The following is a 16,875-nucleotide window of genomic DNA, read 5'->3' as shown; positions in this document are numbered from 1 at the left end:
ACAAAATTATTTACAGGCTCTTCCAACAGCCTGAACTTTCACTGTTAAAAACTCTATTTCTATCTTTGAGTTAAGTTTATTTATTAGCTGTTTTACTCTATAACAATAGTCTTGATCATTTTTAAAAACTGAAATTGCTACTTTACCATCAGCTTTGTTTTTAAAGATTTGTTTAACTAAATGGTGCTCTTGCTCTCCTAACCCCCAACCATAAATGACTAGATTTTTACCATCATCTAAAAACTCAGGAAGAATTTCATAAAAGACTTTACTCAAATAATTACTATCTCTGATTGCATCCATTTTTTTTACACTAGTCCCTTCAGCAACAAAAATAGGAATATTATCGTCAACCCAATTTTTTTCGATTATTTCTAATAGATCCGATTGATCCTTTCTTTTCACTTTACGTTCAACTTTATTTGCATAGCGAAATAACGTTAGATTACCATGCTGATAAAAGGTTCTAGTAATTTCCTTTTCATAAGGTCTTCTGTAATATGGCGTTTTCAAATAATCCCATCGATCAAATATAATCCCTTCATTCTTAAATCCATCTTTAAATACATGACCATCATTATTTTTTTCATTTCCATACATTCTTATCCAATGTAAAATAAGATCATAATTAAGTGAAACGATAGTAGAAAATTGCTTGGTAAACTTATAAAGAATAGGTAATTGCTTAACTATTTGAGCATGTTCACAATGAACCTCTTTAACAACTTCGATCAGTGCTTGTTTGATATTCTCATATGCTGAATCAATTTTCGGATCTACTATTCCCAAATGTTTATTTACCAACTTTGCATGCCAAACTAATCTCAAGATTAGCTCAAAATCACATGTATCAAATTCAACAAAAAGTTTAGATATATCTTCACTGAAAAGTTTTAATTTCTCAGCTTCTGCTTTTAATGAGCTAAACCCAAATTTAGAGTGCAAAGTAATACTAGCACCATTTCCAATAATTAAATTGCTATGCCTATAGTTATCTTTAATTTCAACCCATTCTTTAATTGAATACTTTTCATTGTCCGTCATAGTTTAATCTCAAAATTTTCTTATTAGTCAGATATTAAACAATTTCGGATTGGAACCAAATTAATTTCCAAGTACAATACCCCGCTAGTCGAGGGATGCTGCGACGTTTTACAGGTACGAAATGTAAAAGCGCCAGGCTCGACGATCGGTCCATCTTTTTCTAGACAGACCAACAACGGCATCCGCGAACTGAATGATCAATTATTGTTTTTTATAAGGAGATCGTGATGAACGCGGTTAATGCTTCATTTACAGATTATAAAGTTGCCGATATTTCACTGGCTGACTACGGCCGTAAAGAAATCAAACTTGCAGAAGCTGAAATGCCAGCCCTAATGGGTCTGCGTAAGCGTTACTCTGCTGCTAAACCACTTGCTGGCGCTAAAATTTTGGGTTGTATCCACATGACAATCCAAACAGCTGTTCTTATCGAAACTTTGGTAGAACTGGGTGCTGAAGTTCGTTGGACATCTTGTAACATCTTCTCAACTCAAGACCACGCTGCTGCTGCCATTGCTGCGTCTGGTGTTCCAGTATTTGCCTGGAAAGGCGAAACTGAAGAAGAATACATGTGGTGTCTTGAACAACAAATCAATGTAAACGGCACACCTTGGGATGCCAATATGATTCTGGACGATGGCGGTGACTTAACTGCACTTGTTCATGAAAAATACCCAGAAGTATTAGCGAAAATCCACGGTATTACTGAAGAAACAACAACTGGTGTTCAACGTCTGCTTGAAATGTGGAAAGACGGTTCACTTAAAGTGCCTGCAATCAATGTAAATGATTCAGTAACTAAATCTAAGAATGATAACAAATACGGTTGCCGTCACTCACTGAACGATGCCATCAAACGTGCAACAGATATGTTGTTATCTGGTCGTCGTGCGCTTGTCATTGGTTACGGTGACGTAGGTAAAGGTTCTGCACAATCGCTTCGTCAAGAAGGCATGATTGTACGTGTTTCTGAAATCGACCCAATCTGTGCAATGCAAGCATGTATGGACGGTTACGAAGTTGTATCTCCATACAAAAATGGCGTGCAAACAGGTAAGAAAGAAGATGTAAATGCTGACCTTCTTTTAAACACTGACTTGATCGTAACAACGACGGGTAACTACCACGTATGTGATGCTGCAATGCTTGATACATTAAAAGCAGGTGCTGTGGTATGTAACATCGGTCACTTCGACACTGAAATCGACACCAACTACTTACGTGGTTACAAGTGGGTTGAAGTTAAGCCACAAGTACACCAAGTGTATCGTTCAGAAAACGAAAATGATTACCTGATCCTTCTTTCTGAAGGTCGTCTGGTGAACCTTGGTAATGCAACAGGTCACCCTTCACGTGTGATGGACGGTTCATTTGCTAACCAAGTCTTGGGTCAAATGCATTTATTCGCTGAGAAATTTGCTGATCTACCTGAAGATCAAAAACAAGCAGCGATTCGCGTTGAACTTCTTCCTAAGAAATTAGATGAAGAAGTTGCGGCAGCCATGGTTGCAGGCTTTGGTGGTGTGTTAACGCAGTTAACGCAAGAACAAGCGGATTACCTTGGTGTAGCTGTTGAAGGTCCGTTTAAGTCTGACGCTTATAAATATTAATTAGCCCTCACCCCATCCCTCTCCCATAGGGAGAGGGTGAAACTCTCAAGTCATTTACATCTCAGGTTTTATTTATGACATGTAAATAATTTGATTCAAAACCCTGTGTTATTCAGTAATGAATACTCCTCTCCCTTTGGGAGAGGTCAGGGAGAGGGTGAATAAAAAGTATTTATAAAAAGGATTTAAACATGTCTAAACAGATTCCTATTTCTTTTGAGTTCTTCCCAACCAAAACTGATGCTGGTGCGGAAAAACTTAAAGTAGTTCATCAAGAACTACAATTGTTAAACCCAGAATTCTTCTCTGTGACTTATGGTGCCGGTGGTTCAACCCGTGAACGCACCTTGTCCACATTGGCTGATTTCAATGGTAAAGGGACGCCAGTTGCCCCTCACCTTTCATGTATTGGTGATAGCAAAGAACGTATCGCAGAATTACTGGATTTATATAAATCTCAGGGTATCAACCGTATTGTGGCACTGCGTGGTGATTTACCATCAGGTCAAGTCGGTTTAGGTGAATTACCATACGCTCAAGATTTGGTTCGTTTTATCCGTGAACATTCAGGTGATCATTTCCATATTGAAGTGGCAGCCTACCCTGAAATGCATCCACAAGCAGACAACTTTGACGCTGATATCAAACGTTTCTGCGAAAAAGCCCGTGCTGGTGCCAATGCTGCACTTACACAGTTCTTCTTTAATCCAGATGCGTACTTCTACTTTGTAGAACGTATCCAAAAAGAAGGGGTGAATATTCCTGTTGCACCGGGCATTATGCCAATTACCAATGCCAGCAATTTAATCCGCTTTGCCGATGGTACAGGTGCAGAGATTCCACGCTGGATTCGTAAACAATTGGCAACTTATGGTGACGATACTGCATCCATCAAAGCATTTGGTCATGAAGTGATCGTTAAACTTTGCGAACGCCTGATTGCTGGCGGTGCACCAAGCCTGCACTTCTACACCATGAACACCACTGACCCTACACGTCAACTTGTAAAAGACTTAGGTCTTGCATAAGTTTTGAGGCGGTATTTTACCTCCTTAATTTATCCCTTTGAGAGAAATACAGAGGGGGGCGTAAAAAAAATACCGTCTTGTTTTGTTCCACTTGAGAGTAACCCTTAAATGCCACGTTTTTTTATTGAAGCAGACTTAAATGTTGATTCCACGGTTGAGTTAACTGAAACCGTTTTTCATCATTGGGTGAAGGTATTACGTGCTCAAGTCGGTGAAAAAGCTACCCTGTTCAATGGACAAGGTGGTGAATATGAAGTTGAACTTGTAGAAGTTGCCAAAAAGTCAGCTACTGTACAGGTCAATAGCTTTAACCCAAGCAACCGCATGCCAAAATTCAAAGCTTTATTGGGTCAGGTCATGAGTAAAGGCGACCGTATGGATTATGCCATTCAAAAAGCGGTTGAACTTGGTGTCTCAGAAATTCAGCTTTTAACCTCTGAGCGCTGCGAAATGCGCCTCAAGTACGATCGTGACCAAAAAAAGCTCGATCACTGGCAAGCTATTGCTACGGCAGCCTGCGAACAATGTGGTTTGAATATTATTCCAAAAATTCTCCCTCCGATGTCACTAGAAAACTGGTTGCAAAGTGAACTTCCTCAAACCAAGCTCGTGTTGGCTCCAAACAAAGATGAAGTGGATGTTCTTTACAATGCAACGCCAGACTTGGCATTACTCATTGGCCCAGAGGGTGGACTCAGTGAGGCTGAAATCTCTGCTGCCAATACTCAGGGATTTGTGAACTGGTGTATTGGTGAACGTGTTCTGCGTACCGAAACTGCGCCTGTCGTAGCTTTATCTATTTTGAACTACAAATTTTAATTTCTCTCAATGATCAATTTTACTTTATCGCATTTGTAAAAATTTGTGGGGCTTTTGATTGATTTTTATATATTGGCACTTTAGTCTTAATAAGATAAAAATGAATGACCTATTAAATGATAAAAGTTACTTATTTAAGGGGCTTAATAAAAACAATGCAGTACCACCCTTACGTAGATTAAAGGCATCTTAATCATGATTCATAATCAGGATGATTATATTCAGCAGCAGCTAAACAGTGCACAAATCGTGAATACGATTCGTCACAGTCGATACTTTTTAATTAGTATCCTGCTGGTATGTCTTTATATCTTCTGTATTTACCAGTTACATTATCATCCGGCAGACAATTACCTGAATCTCTGGTTTATTCTTACTGAGATGGTGGTCTGCATGTGCTGGCTGATTAGTACCGTCTACTTTAAACCGAATGAGTTTAAACTGGAAACTGCTCACCGCTGGCTACAAATCCAGTGTCTACTGGTAGGTATCTGTATTTCAACCGGGATTTTTACCCTGTATGTTCATTTGCCGCGTGTAAATCCATCTTTTGAACTGATTGAAGCACTGACCCTGACTGGCTTGCTGATTATGGTGACTCAAGCTTTTGGTCTCACCTATCTCACGCAAAAACTGAGTTATTTCTGCCTGATATTCTTGCCGTCCCTGGTCCCATTCTTCTTTCTGCAGATCACGGAATCCTCTTCACTTAATCCGTTTTTCAGTCTGGCACTAAACTTTTCTGTCATTGTCATTTTACTGTGTGCCAATAGTACTTACCGTATTCATCAACGTACTTCACGTCTATATGCGGAGAATAATCTGTTGGTGACAAATGCTGAACAGCAAGTTACCTGGACTGATGAACTGTGTAAACAGTTACAAACTGAAGTAAATAAATCCAAAGATATCGAACTTCAGTTACAGCTCAATAATCAGCTGCTAGAACAAAAAGTGCGGGAACGTACTTATGATATCGAGCAGATTAATCTTGCCTTACAGGACCAGCATCAGAATCTGGAACTTGCGCATGAAATTGCAGGCATCCGCCCTTGGGACTGGAACATTAAAGATCGAACTATTACCCTGACTACACATACACAAGAAAAAATCCAGCGCAGTTCTGGTCAGCATCAGGCACAACTGCATCATCTGATCCATCCGGATGATCTTCATCATTTCAAAGATATGATGAAACAGCATTTACGCGGTCAGGTAGAACGCTATGAAGCCACCTACCGCATCCAGAATACCCAAGGGGTATGGGGCTGGGTTCATGATATCGGGCGTGTCATCAGCCGTGATCCAAAAACCAATAAACCTGTACGCATGGTCGGTATTCGCCGTGACATTCAGCAGGAACGTAATTCTCAGGAAGGATTAAAACTTGCAGCCAGCGTATTAGAGCAAGCGGCTGAAGGTATCTTTATACTTAATCAAGAGCTGAGCTATATCGAAGTTAATCCTTTTTTCGAGCAACTTTCTGGTTTTGAACGTCAGCAAATTCTGGGCAAGCACCTGTTTGATATTACGGTAAATACCAAATCTCAGCAGCGCAGTGTACATGCCAATATCATCAAACAGGTCATGAAGATTGGTTCTTTTGATGGCGAACTTAATGAAAAATTCTTGTCCGGCAAAGAGATGCCACTATGGTTGCATATCAATGCCATTATGGATGATGAAGGCCGTATCACCCACTATATCGGGATTGTGTCGGACCTGACTGAACGTAAGCTTCAGGAACAGCGTCTGTCTTATCTGGAAAATTATGACACCCTGACCGACTTACCAAATCGTTTCTATTATAACTATCAGCTGCACCAGTACCTGGTGACACAAAAAGATTCCATCAAGCAGATGGCGGTGATTCGAATCAATATCGACCGTTTCCGTCCGCTGAATGAATATCTGAGCAACAACGGTGGTGATGAGTTATTACGTCAGGTGGCACAGCGCTTACGCTTGACCAATGCTGAAGCCATGTTTGTTGCGCATTTGAATGGTGATGACTTTGCCATTCTATATGAAATCTCGCATATTCGCCCTTCTGTGCAGGAACATTGTGAGCATATTGCGAAAGCCTTTAGTCAGCCATTCAATATCTTTGGTCAGGACTATGAAATTACGCTTTCAATGGGGGTAGCTTTCTACCCTGATCATGGCCGTCAACTGGACTATCTCAATAACTGTGCCGAACAGGCACTGAGTGAAGCCAAGAATCTCGGTGGTAATACCATTCACTTTTATTCAAGTGAAAATACTGCCCTGCTGGAACAAGGAATTTTCATTGAACGCGATCTGCGTAAAGCCATCCAGAATGGTGAACTGATCGTCTATTATCAGCCGAAGATCAATCTTAATGACCAGAAGATCTACGGTTTTGAAGCCTTAATCCGCTGGAATCATCCGGAGAAAGGCATTATTCCACCGGGGATGTTTATTCCACTGGCAGAGCAGACCAGTATGATTTCGGAAATCGGTCAACTGGTGATACAGCAAACGGCAAAGCAAATCCGTAAATGGAATGACCAGGGTTTCCATAATATCTGTGTTTCGGTGAATATTGTGGCGCAGCAACTCCGCCGCGGCCAGTTACTGGATGATCTGGATGAAGCGATCAAACTGAGCTGTATTTCTGGTTCGAATCTAGAACTGGAAATTACCGAATCTTCATTGGTAGAAAATTCTGAAACCGTAATGAATGTGCTGAATCAGATCAAGGAACGTGACATCAACATTTCCCTGGATGACTTTGGTACGGGCTATTCGTCCCTGTCTTATCTAGCAGAGTTCCCAATCGATATTTTAAAGATTGACCGCAGTTTTGTATCCAAAATTGGTGAAGCCAAACAGGATGCTATTGTCAGTGCAATGGTTGCAATGGGCAAAGCCATGGGAATGAAAGTAGTGGCTGAAGGTATTGAGACAGAGCAGCAGCTAGATTTCCTGCGTCAACTCGGTTGTGATATTGCACAGGGTTATCTGTTTTCCAAGCCGCTTCCTGAACAGCAAGCGACCGAATTTCTTGAACAAAATATGACACCTGAGACTTATACCTATCAAGTATAAATCCAGACCTAAGACCAATTATTTCTTCAAAAAACGGGTGCGTTTGGCTGGGCTAAGCGCACAACTAGTGATATATTCTCCTGTATTCCGCGGTTATGTTACCTGCAATTGGGTAATTATTGATACATCGAGAGACTAATGGACGAACAATCTTTAAAACAACAGGCACTGTACTACCACGAATTTCCTACCCCCGGCAAAATCAGCGTCACCCCAAGCAAACAACTCGTTAACCAACATGATTTAGCACTAGCTTACTCTCCAGGTGTTGCAGCGCCGTGTTTGGAAATTGAAAAAGACCCATCTAAAGCAGCGCTGTATACAGCACGTGGTAACCTGGTTGCGGTAGTAAGTAATGGTACAGCGGTTCTTGGCCTGGGTAACATTGGTCCTTTAGCATCTAAACCGGTTATGGAAGGTAAAGGCGTCCTATTCAAGAAATTTGCTGGCGTCGACGTATTCGATATCGAAATCGCAGAAAATGATCCAGACAAAATTGTCGACATCGTTGCAGCATTAGAACCGACTTTTGGTGGTATTAACCTCGAAGATATTAAAGCACCAGAATGTTTCTATATTGAACAGAAACTTCGTGAACGCATGAACATTCCGGTGTTCCACGATGACCAACACGGTACATCAATCATTGTAGGTTCAGCATTACTCAATGCTTTAATTATCAATGGTAAAAAAATTGAAGAAATCAAGATCGTAGCATCTGGTGCAGGCGCTGCTGCATTGTCTTGCTTGAACCTTCTTTGTGCACTAGGCGCGAAGAAAGAGAATATCATCGTTGCTGACTCACGTGGTTTATTGACTACAAAACGTGAAGGCTTAGATGAATCGAAAAAAGCGTATGTACAAGACATCGAAGGTACTCAGCTTGCTGACGTAATGGACGGCGCAGATATGTTCTTGGGTCTGTCTGCTGCAGGCATTCTGACTCAAGACATGGTCAAGAAAATGGCCAAAGATCCAATCATCTTTGCCTTGGCTAACCCGGATCCGGAAATTTTGCCAGAACATGCCCATGAAGCACGTTCAGACGTGATCATGGCAACTGGCCGTTCAGACTATCCGAACCAGGTGAATAACGCTCTTTGCTTCCCATACATCTTCCGTGGCGCACTCGACGTTGGTGCAACCACCATTAACGAAGAAATGAAGATTGCTTGTGTACACGCGATTGCGCGTATGGCACATGTCGAAGCAGATGCTGCATCTTATGGTGAAAAATCAGCATCATTTGGTCGTGATTACTTAATTCCTCGCCCACTGGATCAACGTTTGATTTTAGAGATTGCGCCAGCAGTTGCTAGAGCAGCGATGGATTCTGGCGTAGCAACACGTCCAATTCAAGACTTCTCTGTGTATCATCAACGTTTGTCTGAGTTTGTTTATAACTCAGCATTTATGATGAAACCGATTTTTGCTCAAGCAAAATCAGATCCTAAGCGTATTGCATATGCGGAAGGTGAAGATCTTCGTGTACTTCGTGCTGTACAAATTGCAGTGGATGAAGGCATGGCGAAGCCAATTTTGGTGGGCCGTACAGCAGTAATTGAAGCAAATATCAAAAAATTGGGCTTACGCTTAGAAAACGGGGTGAACATCACCATCGTTGACCAAGAAAAGAACCCAGACTACGAGAAATTTGCCGATGACTACTACAGCATTATGCAGCGTAAAGGGGTAACACCAGAATACGCACAACGTGAAGCTCGTCGTCGCTCAACACTTATCGCATCTATGCTTGTCAAACACGGCCTTGCAGACGGTATGTTATGTGGTACGTACTCAAGCTACGACATCCACTTGGACTTCGTCAGCAATATCATTGGTAAAAAAGACGGTCACAATACCTTCTTTACTTTGAATGCCTTAATGCTTGAAGAGCGTAACCTGTTTATTGCAGATACCTATATCAACCGTAATCCAACTGCTGAACAGCTTGCTGAGATGACCATTCTTGCTGCTGAAGAAGTACGTCGTTTCGGTATGACACCACGTATTGCGCTATTGTCTCACTCTAGCTTCGGTTCTGACCAGAACGATGCCAGTGCACAGAAAATGCGTAAGGTCTACGACATTCTGTCTGAGATTGCGCCTGAACTGGAAGTTGAAGGTGAAATGCATGGTGATGCGGCACTGGATGAAAATATCCGCCAGTTTGCTTATCCGAACTCACGCTTCAAAGGTGCTGCGAACCTGTTGATCATGCCAAACCTGGATGCAGCTAACATTTCGTTTAACCTGTTAAAAGCAACTTCTGGTAACAATGTGACCATTGGCCCGATTCTGCTGGGTGCAGCGAAACCAGTTCATATTTTAACGCCGACAGCGACTACACGCCGCGTCGTGAATATGACTGCTTTGACTGTTGCAGAAATCCAACAAGCGGAACAAGACGCCCTGTAAGCAAACGCGGCGAACGCCGAGTTTCTTGACTTGAGAAAACCTCTATTCTGTAGCATGATGCTTCTAAGAATAGAGGTTTTTTCATGCAAGTTTATTTAGTAGGCGGCGCAGTTCGAGATCATTTGCTCGGACACCCCTATCACGAAAAAGATTATGTAGTAGTGGGTGCAAGCCCCAATCAAATGCTCAATCTGGGCTATCAACCGGTTGGGAAGGATTTTCCTGTATTTTTGCATCCTGAAACAAAAGAAGAATATGCATTAGCACGTACCGAACGTAAATCCGGCACTGGTTATCATGGTTTTGAATTCCATACCGATACCAGCGTCACGCTTGAACAGGACTTGATCCGTCGCGACCTGACCATCAATGCCATGGCCATGGATGAAGCCGGTCATGTGCATGATCCCTATAATGGTCAACAGGATCTTGCTGACCGCGTTTTACGTCATGTTTCTGATGCTTTTATTGAAGATCCACTCCGCGTATTACGTGTAGCGCGCTTTGCTGCGCGTTATCATGCAATGGGCTTCCATGTTGCCACAGAAACACTCGATTTGATGCGTCAACTCACTGAATCAGGGGAATTAAATACGCTAACACCTGAACGGGTCTGGAAAGAAACATCCCGTGCCCTGATGGAATCACATGCGGATATTTATTTTGAAGTATTACGCAGCTGTGGTGCATTAAAAGTACTGTTCCCAGAAATTGATGCCCTGTTCGGCGTCCCGCAACGTCCGGAATATCATCCGGAAATTGACTGTGGTATTCACACCATGATGTCGCTACAACAGGCTTGTCGCCAGAACTATGATTTGGATGTACGTTTTGCTGTTCTGGTGCATGACTTAGGCAAAGCCTTAACGCCTGCCGAGGAATTGCCACGTCATATCATGCACGAAGAGCGTGGTGTACAGCCCGTAACTGAATTATGCGAGCGTTTCAAAGTACCAACTTATACCAAACAACTGGCAATTGCAGTCTGTAAAGAACATTTAAAATGCCATCAGGCACTTAATCTGAAACCAGGTACTTTATGGCGGTTATTGCAGCGTCTGGATGTATTACGTCGCCCGGAACGTGTAGAAGCTTTTGTGCAAGCCTGTGAATGTGATTCTCGTGGCCGTTTAGGTCTGGAAGACCGTGCCTATCCACAAGCGCAATATGTGCGGGAAGCCATGCAAGTGGTTCGTGGCATCAAGGCTCAGGATTTACCCGCAGATATTCAAGGTCCTGATATTGGCGAGATGCTGATTGAACGTCGTATCCATGCCTTGGCCGAGCTGAAAGAACGCCATACTGCCTTAATTTAAGAAAGCTCCTTCGGGAGCTTTCTTCTTTGTATATTTTGATATCTAAAATACTTTTATTCTGCGCACTTATATTCATATTCAAAATTATTAGAATTCATTGACCTCACCTTCCGCCTAAAATCAGGTTATCTCTCTTCCGCTTCTGTCTGGATAAAAACTTATGAATTTCCTGATTCGTCCTTTGCAACTTGAACAGGATTTGTATGCAATCCATGCACTTACTACACAACTTGGCTATCCCACCACAGTAGAAAATATTCAGCAGCGCTGGCAACGCATTCATCAGGATGCGAATGATTTGACGCTGGTCGTTGAACATGAATAACAGGTCATAGGCTATGCAGGTTTAATTCAGGAATACACCTGGGAATTTGATGGTGGATATTTGCGAATTCAGGCTTTTGTAGTTAATCAGGCTCATCGCGGGCAAGGTGTAGGGAAAAGCTTCATTGCAACGATTGAAGAGTTAGCTAAACAACGTGATTTAAAATTGATACAAGTAAATAGCGGCAATCGTGAGGAACGTTTAACTGCACATGCTTTTTATCAAAATCTGAGTTTTGATGCTTACAGTATCGGTTTTCGAAAATATCTGGCTTAATCAGCCTGCTCAGATAACAGGCTGATTAGATCAGGAGGAGGATCAGGAAATATCTGCCGGGAAAGTAATGACTTTCTCAAGCTTCATCTGATTGGTGGCAATCATCAACAGACGATCCACCCCAAGTGCGATCCCAGAACATTCCGGCATATTCGGTAAAGCAGCCAACAGATATTCATCAATCGGTATGACATGTAAACCGAGAGAGCTACGCTCTGCATTATCTGCTTCAAAGCGTGAGCGTAACACTTCCGCATCAATCAGCTCATCATAGGCATTCGCCAGTTCCAGACCTTCTATATAAAGTTCGAAACGTGCTGCAACCAGTTCACCATCTTCATCGATTTTGGTTTTTGCTAATGAAGCAAGTTCAGGCGGGAAATCGGTTAGAAATACCGCTGTGTCAAATCCCAAGCTCGGTTCCACCATATGCGAGAATAACAGGTCAATATAAGCCAGACGATCCTGCCCCAGATCCAGATTTAAACCAACACGACGGCAGCAGTCTTTTAACTCTTTTAAAGTTGCCTGTAAGGGATTCAGGTCCAGTCGATCCATAAAGGCATGTTTATAGCTCAGTACTGTTGGACGGACTTCGCCAAAACGGGCTTTTAATACTACATTCAACAGATCTGAAACTTCAAACATCAGGTCTCTCAGGCTAAAGCCCGGACGATACCATTCCAGCATGGTGAATTCGCTGTTATGTTTACGCCCATGCTCATCATCACGAAACACTTTGCAGATCTGGTAAATCGGGCCACTACCACTTGCCAGCAGGCGTTTCATCGCAAATTCAGGAGAAGTTTGCAGATAATGGGTATTGAGCTTACCCAGTACATGACGTTGTGCTTGCACAGATGCCAGATGCACATCGGTCACACCCGCTTGAGACAAAATCGGGGTTTCTACTTCCAGCACATCACGTTCCGCAAAGAACTGACGCAGCTGTGCATATAAATGAGCACGTGCGCGCATCGCATTTACATCACAGCTCGGTTGATAAGCAATCGTCATGCTTTCGGTCCTCCATGTGCCGCCCATTCACGACGTAACGGATAGGTCTTACGTAAATGGTCAAAAGCCTGTTGATCGACTTTAGCGTCTTTTAAGCAAGCACGCAGATTGGCATCGTCACGTTGGATATCATAGATTTCACTCAGGTGCTGCTTGAGAGCTGCTTTTAAATCCTGCCCTGTGAAATATGGCACACATTCTGGTAACTGGCTTTCAAACTGCTTATTAATTTCATAGCCAAAATGACGACAGAAAGCCTCATAAATCATTTGTGTACCACGCGCCTTACCTTCCAGACTATAACCGGCAATATGTGGCGTTACCAAGCTGACCAGATCCAGCACTTCAGCTGAAATCACCGGTTCATGTTCAAATACATCCAGTACCACCTGACGCTGAGTTGCACTGATATCAGCGATTAATGCTGTTTCTTCAACGACTGGTCCACGCGCTGAATTGATCAGGATAGTTTCAGGCTTCATTTGGGCAAAGGCATCTGCATTGATCATATGATAAGTCGGATGCTCACCCTGTTTGGTCAAAGGAACATGAATACTGATCGCATCGGATTGCGCCAATAAGCTTTGCAGATCAACCTGTTCAAGATGGTCTCTTTGTACAAAAGGATCACAACCGATCACATGCCAGCCTAGCAGACCTGCCATATAAGCCAGTCGCGTACCCACGTTGCCTAGCCCAATAATTCCCAAGGTAAAATTGGCGCCAGCATCCAGGAGTGCTGGACGAAGTTTTAATAAGGCAGTAATCACGTACTCAGCTACGGCTTGGGCATTACAACCGGCGGCATTGCTCCAGGCAATTCCCTGCTGTTCAAGTGCAGCAATATCCAGATGATCCGTACCAATCGTGGCACTACCAACAAACCTGACCGAGCTGCCTTCCAGTAGCTGTGAATTGACTTTGGTCACTGAACGCACCAGTAGGACATCTGCATCCTGCACATCTGCCGCAGTCAGTGTACGGCCTGCACAATGCTGAATCTCGGCAAATTCTGCAAAGAAATAATCGGTAAATGCCAGATTTTCATCTGCGACAATTTTCATAATGCCTTCCAACAACACAATGCCGTTATCTTAACGCGTGATGCTGCTGATGACCATTCAGTTATGTGGACTTCTATTTTCTTAAGTGATTAAAAAAAACCGAAGACTGGCTTCGGTTTAAGTAAAAAAAATTAACAGTTTAGGAAGCCGCAGATACAACATGATCAATAATACCCTGCGCATTAAGCGCGGCAATTTCTTCGGGACTACGGAACTGGGACAGAATCTGCTGGGTATGTTGTCCCAGTTTTGGCGGTGCATGACGATATTGTACAGGTGTATCCGACAGCTTGATCGGTGAACCAATCATTTTAAACTGGGCGTTTAAAGGATGCGGTAAATCTACCAGCATTTCCCGTGCAGCAACTTGGGGCTCATTCAAAGCATCTTCAATCGAGTTAATCACACCGACGGGGACTTTGACCGCGTGAATGGCATCAACCCAGTCTTTGGCATTTTTTGCAAGAAAATATTCTGATAATAAGGGAATCAGTTCATCACGATGTTTCACCCGATCCTGATTGCGTTGGAATTTTTCATCCTGCAAAAGTTCAGGTAACTCAATTGCCATGCATAAATCCCGGAATTGCTTATCATTGCCACAGGCGATAATAAATTCCTTATCTTTGGCTTTAAAGGTTTGATAAGGCACAATATTGGGATGATGATTTCCCATTCGTTTTGGTGCTGTTCCTGAAGTAAGATAGTTCATTCCCTGATTGGCCAAAGCGGCTACCTGTACATCCAGCAAAGACATATCGATATATTGACCTTTACCTGTATGATGACGAGCCAACAGCGCAGCCTGAATGGCAATGGTCGCATACAGCCCGGTTTGAATATCCACAACCGCTACACCGACCTTCTGTGCTCCACCACCCGGGACATCATCTGCTTCACCGGTAATGCTCATCAGACCTGACATACCTTGAATAATAAAGTCATAACCCGGCTCTTCGGCACGAGGCCCGTTCTGACCAAAGCCAGTAATCGAACAATACACCAGCTTCGGATTAATGGCCTTTAAGCGTTCATAATCCAGCCCATAGCGCGCTAATGCACCCACTTTATAGTTTTCAATCACCACATCGGCAGTTTTGGCAATATCCCGGATGAGTTCCTGTCCTGGTTCAGAAGCAATATCGACAGTGACCGAATATTTATTACGATTGGTACACTGAAAATAGCCTGCCTCACGGGTATTTTCACCAGATGGCGTTTTCATCCACGGCGGTCCCCACATGCGGGTATCATCCCCCACACCTGGACGCTCGATCTTAATCACTTCAGCACCCAGATCTGCCAGAATTTGTCCACACCATGGTCCTGCCAGCACTCGGCTTAAATCCAGTACGCGTATTCCTTTTAATGCACTCATGCTCAATCCTTTTTTCATTGGCTAGGAAACCCAACCTTTATAATGTTGATGATTACTGACTTGCAGTCGCTGGACGAGTTGGTTTCTTCGCAGTCACCGATCCAACTGAATCGCCATGTTCTGCTTCAGCCGGCTTCACCAAGCTGGACTGTTGTGGATCATATTGACGTTCACGAATAAACAGTCCTGGAATCACCCCGGCAATAAAGTAAGCAGTTCCCATCACGATAAATGCCATGGTGAACGAACCACCTGCGGCAATAAAACCGATAGTTGCCGGTGCAATCGCAGCACCTAGACGGCCCATGTTATAGGCTCCACCAATTGCCGTACCGCGTACATCAGTTGAGAAGGTTTCAGCCATATAAGTTGCATTGACACCGTATGGAATTCCGTAAAGGAAACCGAAAGTAATCAATAAGTAGGCAATATTGGTTGGAGTGTTATAGAAAATGATGATTGGCAGGAAAGCCGCTGTACTGACCGTACCAAATACAAAGGTAATACGACGTCCAAATTTATCCGCTGCATAACCGGCAATAATCTTGCCCAGAATCATGGCGGTATAAGCACCGACCATATAGCCAGTTAAGGCTTTGAAATTCATATTGAGTTCGGTTTCCAAATAGGTCGGCATCCAGTTATTGACACCGTAATAACCGAACTGCAGAAATGCGGCAGTTGTCATCCATAACAGGAACATACGGCGATGCGACTGATGGCCAAAAATACGCTTATAAATGCTTTCTGATGGTTGTTGAGCAGTAACTGTTGTTTCTGGATTTTCCAGTTTCAGCGCTTTACGTTTCGCCTGCTCGATTTTCGCTTCCTGCCAGGATGCTGGCTCTGGCACAAAACGCATAAATAGCAATGCAAAAGCGGCGGGAATGATTGTCACGTAGAACAGCATGCGCCAGCCATAGTCTGGAATAATCGCACCTGCCATCAAAGTCGCCACGATATAACCGACAGTTTGACCCGTCTGTAAGGTACCCAATACTGTAGTGCGGTATTTGGTCGGTACATATTCTGCCATCAAGGTATTACAGGCCATGTACAGTGAACCCAGGCCGAATGCACCAATAAAGCGAAGTACCATGAATTGCTCATAGCTTTGAGTGAAACCCAAGATACAGGTCATAATTGAGAAAAACACGACTGACCAGGCGATGGTTTTTACCCGTCCAAACTTGTCGCAGGCCCATCCACCGGTAATCCCGCCAAGTGCCATTCCGGCCAAAGAGGCACTCCCCAGCATTCCGGCCTGAAACGAAGTCAGGCCAAATTCTGCTTTGAGACTGGTCAAGCTAAATGACAGCAGCATGATGTCCACACCGTCAATCACCAGAGAGACGAATGCGAAGATAAATGCCAGTTTCCAGGTATGGGCATGAATGCGATGAGCTGTGCCGACATTATTCGGTAGCTTTATACCCAAGGCTACGGCGTCCTGATGGAGACTATTTTGATTTTCGTTGTTCATGTATTACCTCATTTTCCCAAATGAG

General features: G+C 43.2%; 13 protein-coding genes. 8 read left to right on the top strand and 5 right to left on the bottom strand.

Annotation, left to right across the window (positions count from 1 at the left end; translation table 11 throughout):
- Nucleotides 1–6 precede the first annotated feature (6 nt).
- The gene (locus tag BK820_RS04750; protein WP_071320250.1) at nt 7–1,044 is read right to left on the bottom strand and encodes a DUF4917 family protein; all 1,038 of its coding nucleotides are present in this window, start codon (nt 1,042–1,044) and stop codon (nt 7–9) included.
- 227 nt (nt 1,045–1,271) lie between these two features.
- On the opposite strand from BK820_RS04750, the gene ahcY reads away from it, so the two are divergent.
- From ahcY to BK820_RS15650, 8 genes are all read left to right on the top strand, one after another.
- Nucleotides 1,272–2,654, top strand: coding sequence for an adenosylhomocysteinase (gene ahcY / locus BK820_RS04745; protein WP_004814998.1), 1,383 nt, complete (start codon nt 1,272–1,274; stop codon nt 2,652–2,654).
- A 191-nt stretch (nt 2,655–2,845) separates the two neighbouring features.
- Entirely contained in the window at nt 2,846–3,682 is an 837-nt protein-coding gene (gene metF / locus BK820_RS04740) for a methylenetetrahydrofolate reductase [NAD(P)H] (RefSeq protein WP_004814997.1), read from the top strand.
- Between the two features lie 108 nt (nt 3,683–3,790).
- Nucleotides 3,791–4,501: a 16S rRNA (uracil(1498)-N(3))-methyltransferase gene (locus BK820_RS04735; RefSeq protein ID WP_071320249.1), complete on the top strand. Its 711-nt coding sequence runs from the start codon at nt 3,791–3,793 to the stop codon at nt 4,499–4,501.
- A 195-nt stretch (nt 4,502–4,696) separates the two neighbouring features.
- Nucleotides 4,697–7,573 carry a putative bifunctional diguanylate cyclase/phosphodiesterase gene (locus tag BK820_RS04730; protein ID WP_071320248.1) on the top strand — a complete coding sequence of 959 codons (2,877 nt, stop codon included), beginning with the start codon at nt 4,697–4,699 and terminating at the stop codon, nt 7,571–7,573.
- Nucleotides 7,574–7,711: 138 nt separating this feature from the next.
- Nucleotides 7,712–9,991, top strand: a complete 2,280-nt coding sequence (locus BK820_RS04725; RefSeq protein WP_008302352.1) for an NADP-dependent malic enzyme — start codon at nt 7,712–7,714, stop codon at nt 9,989–9,991.
- A gap of 83 nt (nt 9,992–10,074) precedes the next feature.
- Nucleotides 10,075–11,307, top strand: a complete 1,233-nt coding sequence (locus BK820_RS04720) for a multifunctional CCA addition/repair protein (protein ID WP_004814992.1) — start codon at nt 10,075–10,077, stop codon at nt 11,305–11,307.
- 160 nt (nt 11,308–11,467) lie between these two features.
- On the top strand, nt 11,468–11,632 hold the full coding sequence (locus tag BK820_RS15655; protein WP_181211895.1) for a hypothetical protein: 165 nt from the start codon (nt 11,468–11,470) through the stop codon (nt 11,630–11,632).
- Between the two features lie 6 nt (nt 11,633–11,638).
- Complete coding sequence (locus tag BK820_RS15650; protein ID WP_228715865.1) at nt 11,639–11,908, top strand: GNAT family N-acetyltransferase; 270 nt, start codon at nt 11,639–11,641, stop codon at nt 11,906–11,908.
- Between the two features lie 42 nt (nt 11,909–11,950).
- Here the strand turns inward: BK820_RS15650 and epmA are convergent, their stop codons facing one another.
- The 4 genes from epmA to BK820_RS04695 all read right to left on the bottom strand — a co-directional run bounded on the left by epmA (nt 11,951) and on the right by BK820_RS04695 (nt 16,850).
- Nucleotides 11,951–12,925, bottom strand: a complete 975-nt coding sequence (epmA, locus tag BK820_RS04710; protein WP_071320247.1) for an EF-P lysine aminoacylase EpmA — start codon at nt 12,923–12,925, stop codon at nt 11,951–11,953.
- Nucleotides 12,922–13,989: a 4-phosphoerythronate dehydrogenase gene (locus BK820_RS04705; protein WP_071320246.1), complete on the bottom strand. Its 1,068-nt coding sequence runs from the start codon at nt 13,987–13,989 to the stop codon at nt 12,922–12,924. Before BK820_RS04705 ends, epmA begins: the two co-directional genes overlap by 4 nt.
- 139 nt (nt 13,990–14,128) lie before the next feature.
- The gene (locus BK820_RS04700) at nt 14,129–15,367 is read right to left on the bottom strand and encodes a CaiB/BaiF CoA transferase family protein (RefSeq protein WP_071320245.1); all 1,239 of its coding nucleotides are present in this window, start codon (nt 15,365–15,367) and stop codon (nt 14,129–14,131) included.
- Nucleotides 15,368–15,419: 52 nt separating this feature from the next.
- Nucleotides 15,420–16,850, bottom strand: a complete 1,431-nt coding sequence (locus BK820_RS04695) for an MFS transporter (RefSeq protein WP_008302341.1) — start codon at nt 16,848–16,850, stop codon at nt 15,420–15,422.
- Between the last annotated feature and the right edge of the window lie 25 nt (nt 16,851–16,875).

The organism is Acinetobacter sp. LCT-H3 (genome assembly GCF_001866125.1).
Lineage (GTDB): Bacteria > Pseudomonadota > Gammaproteobacteria > Pseudomonadales > Moraxellaceae > Acinetobacter > Acinetobacter schindleri.
Note: the sequence above shows the minus strand (reverse complement) of the source record. Positions and strands in the feature narration are given on the sequence as shown.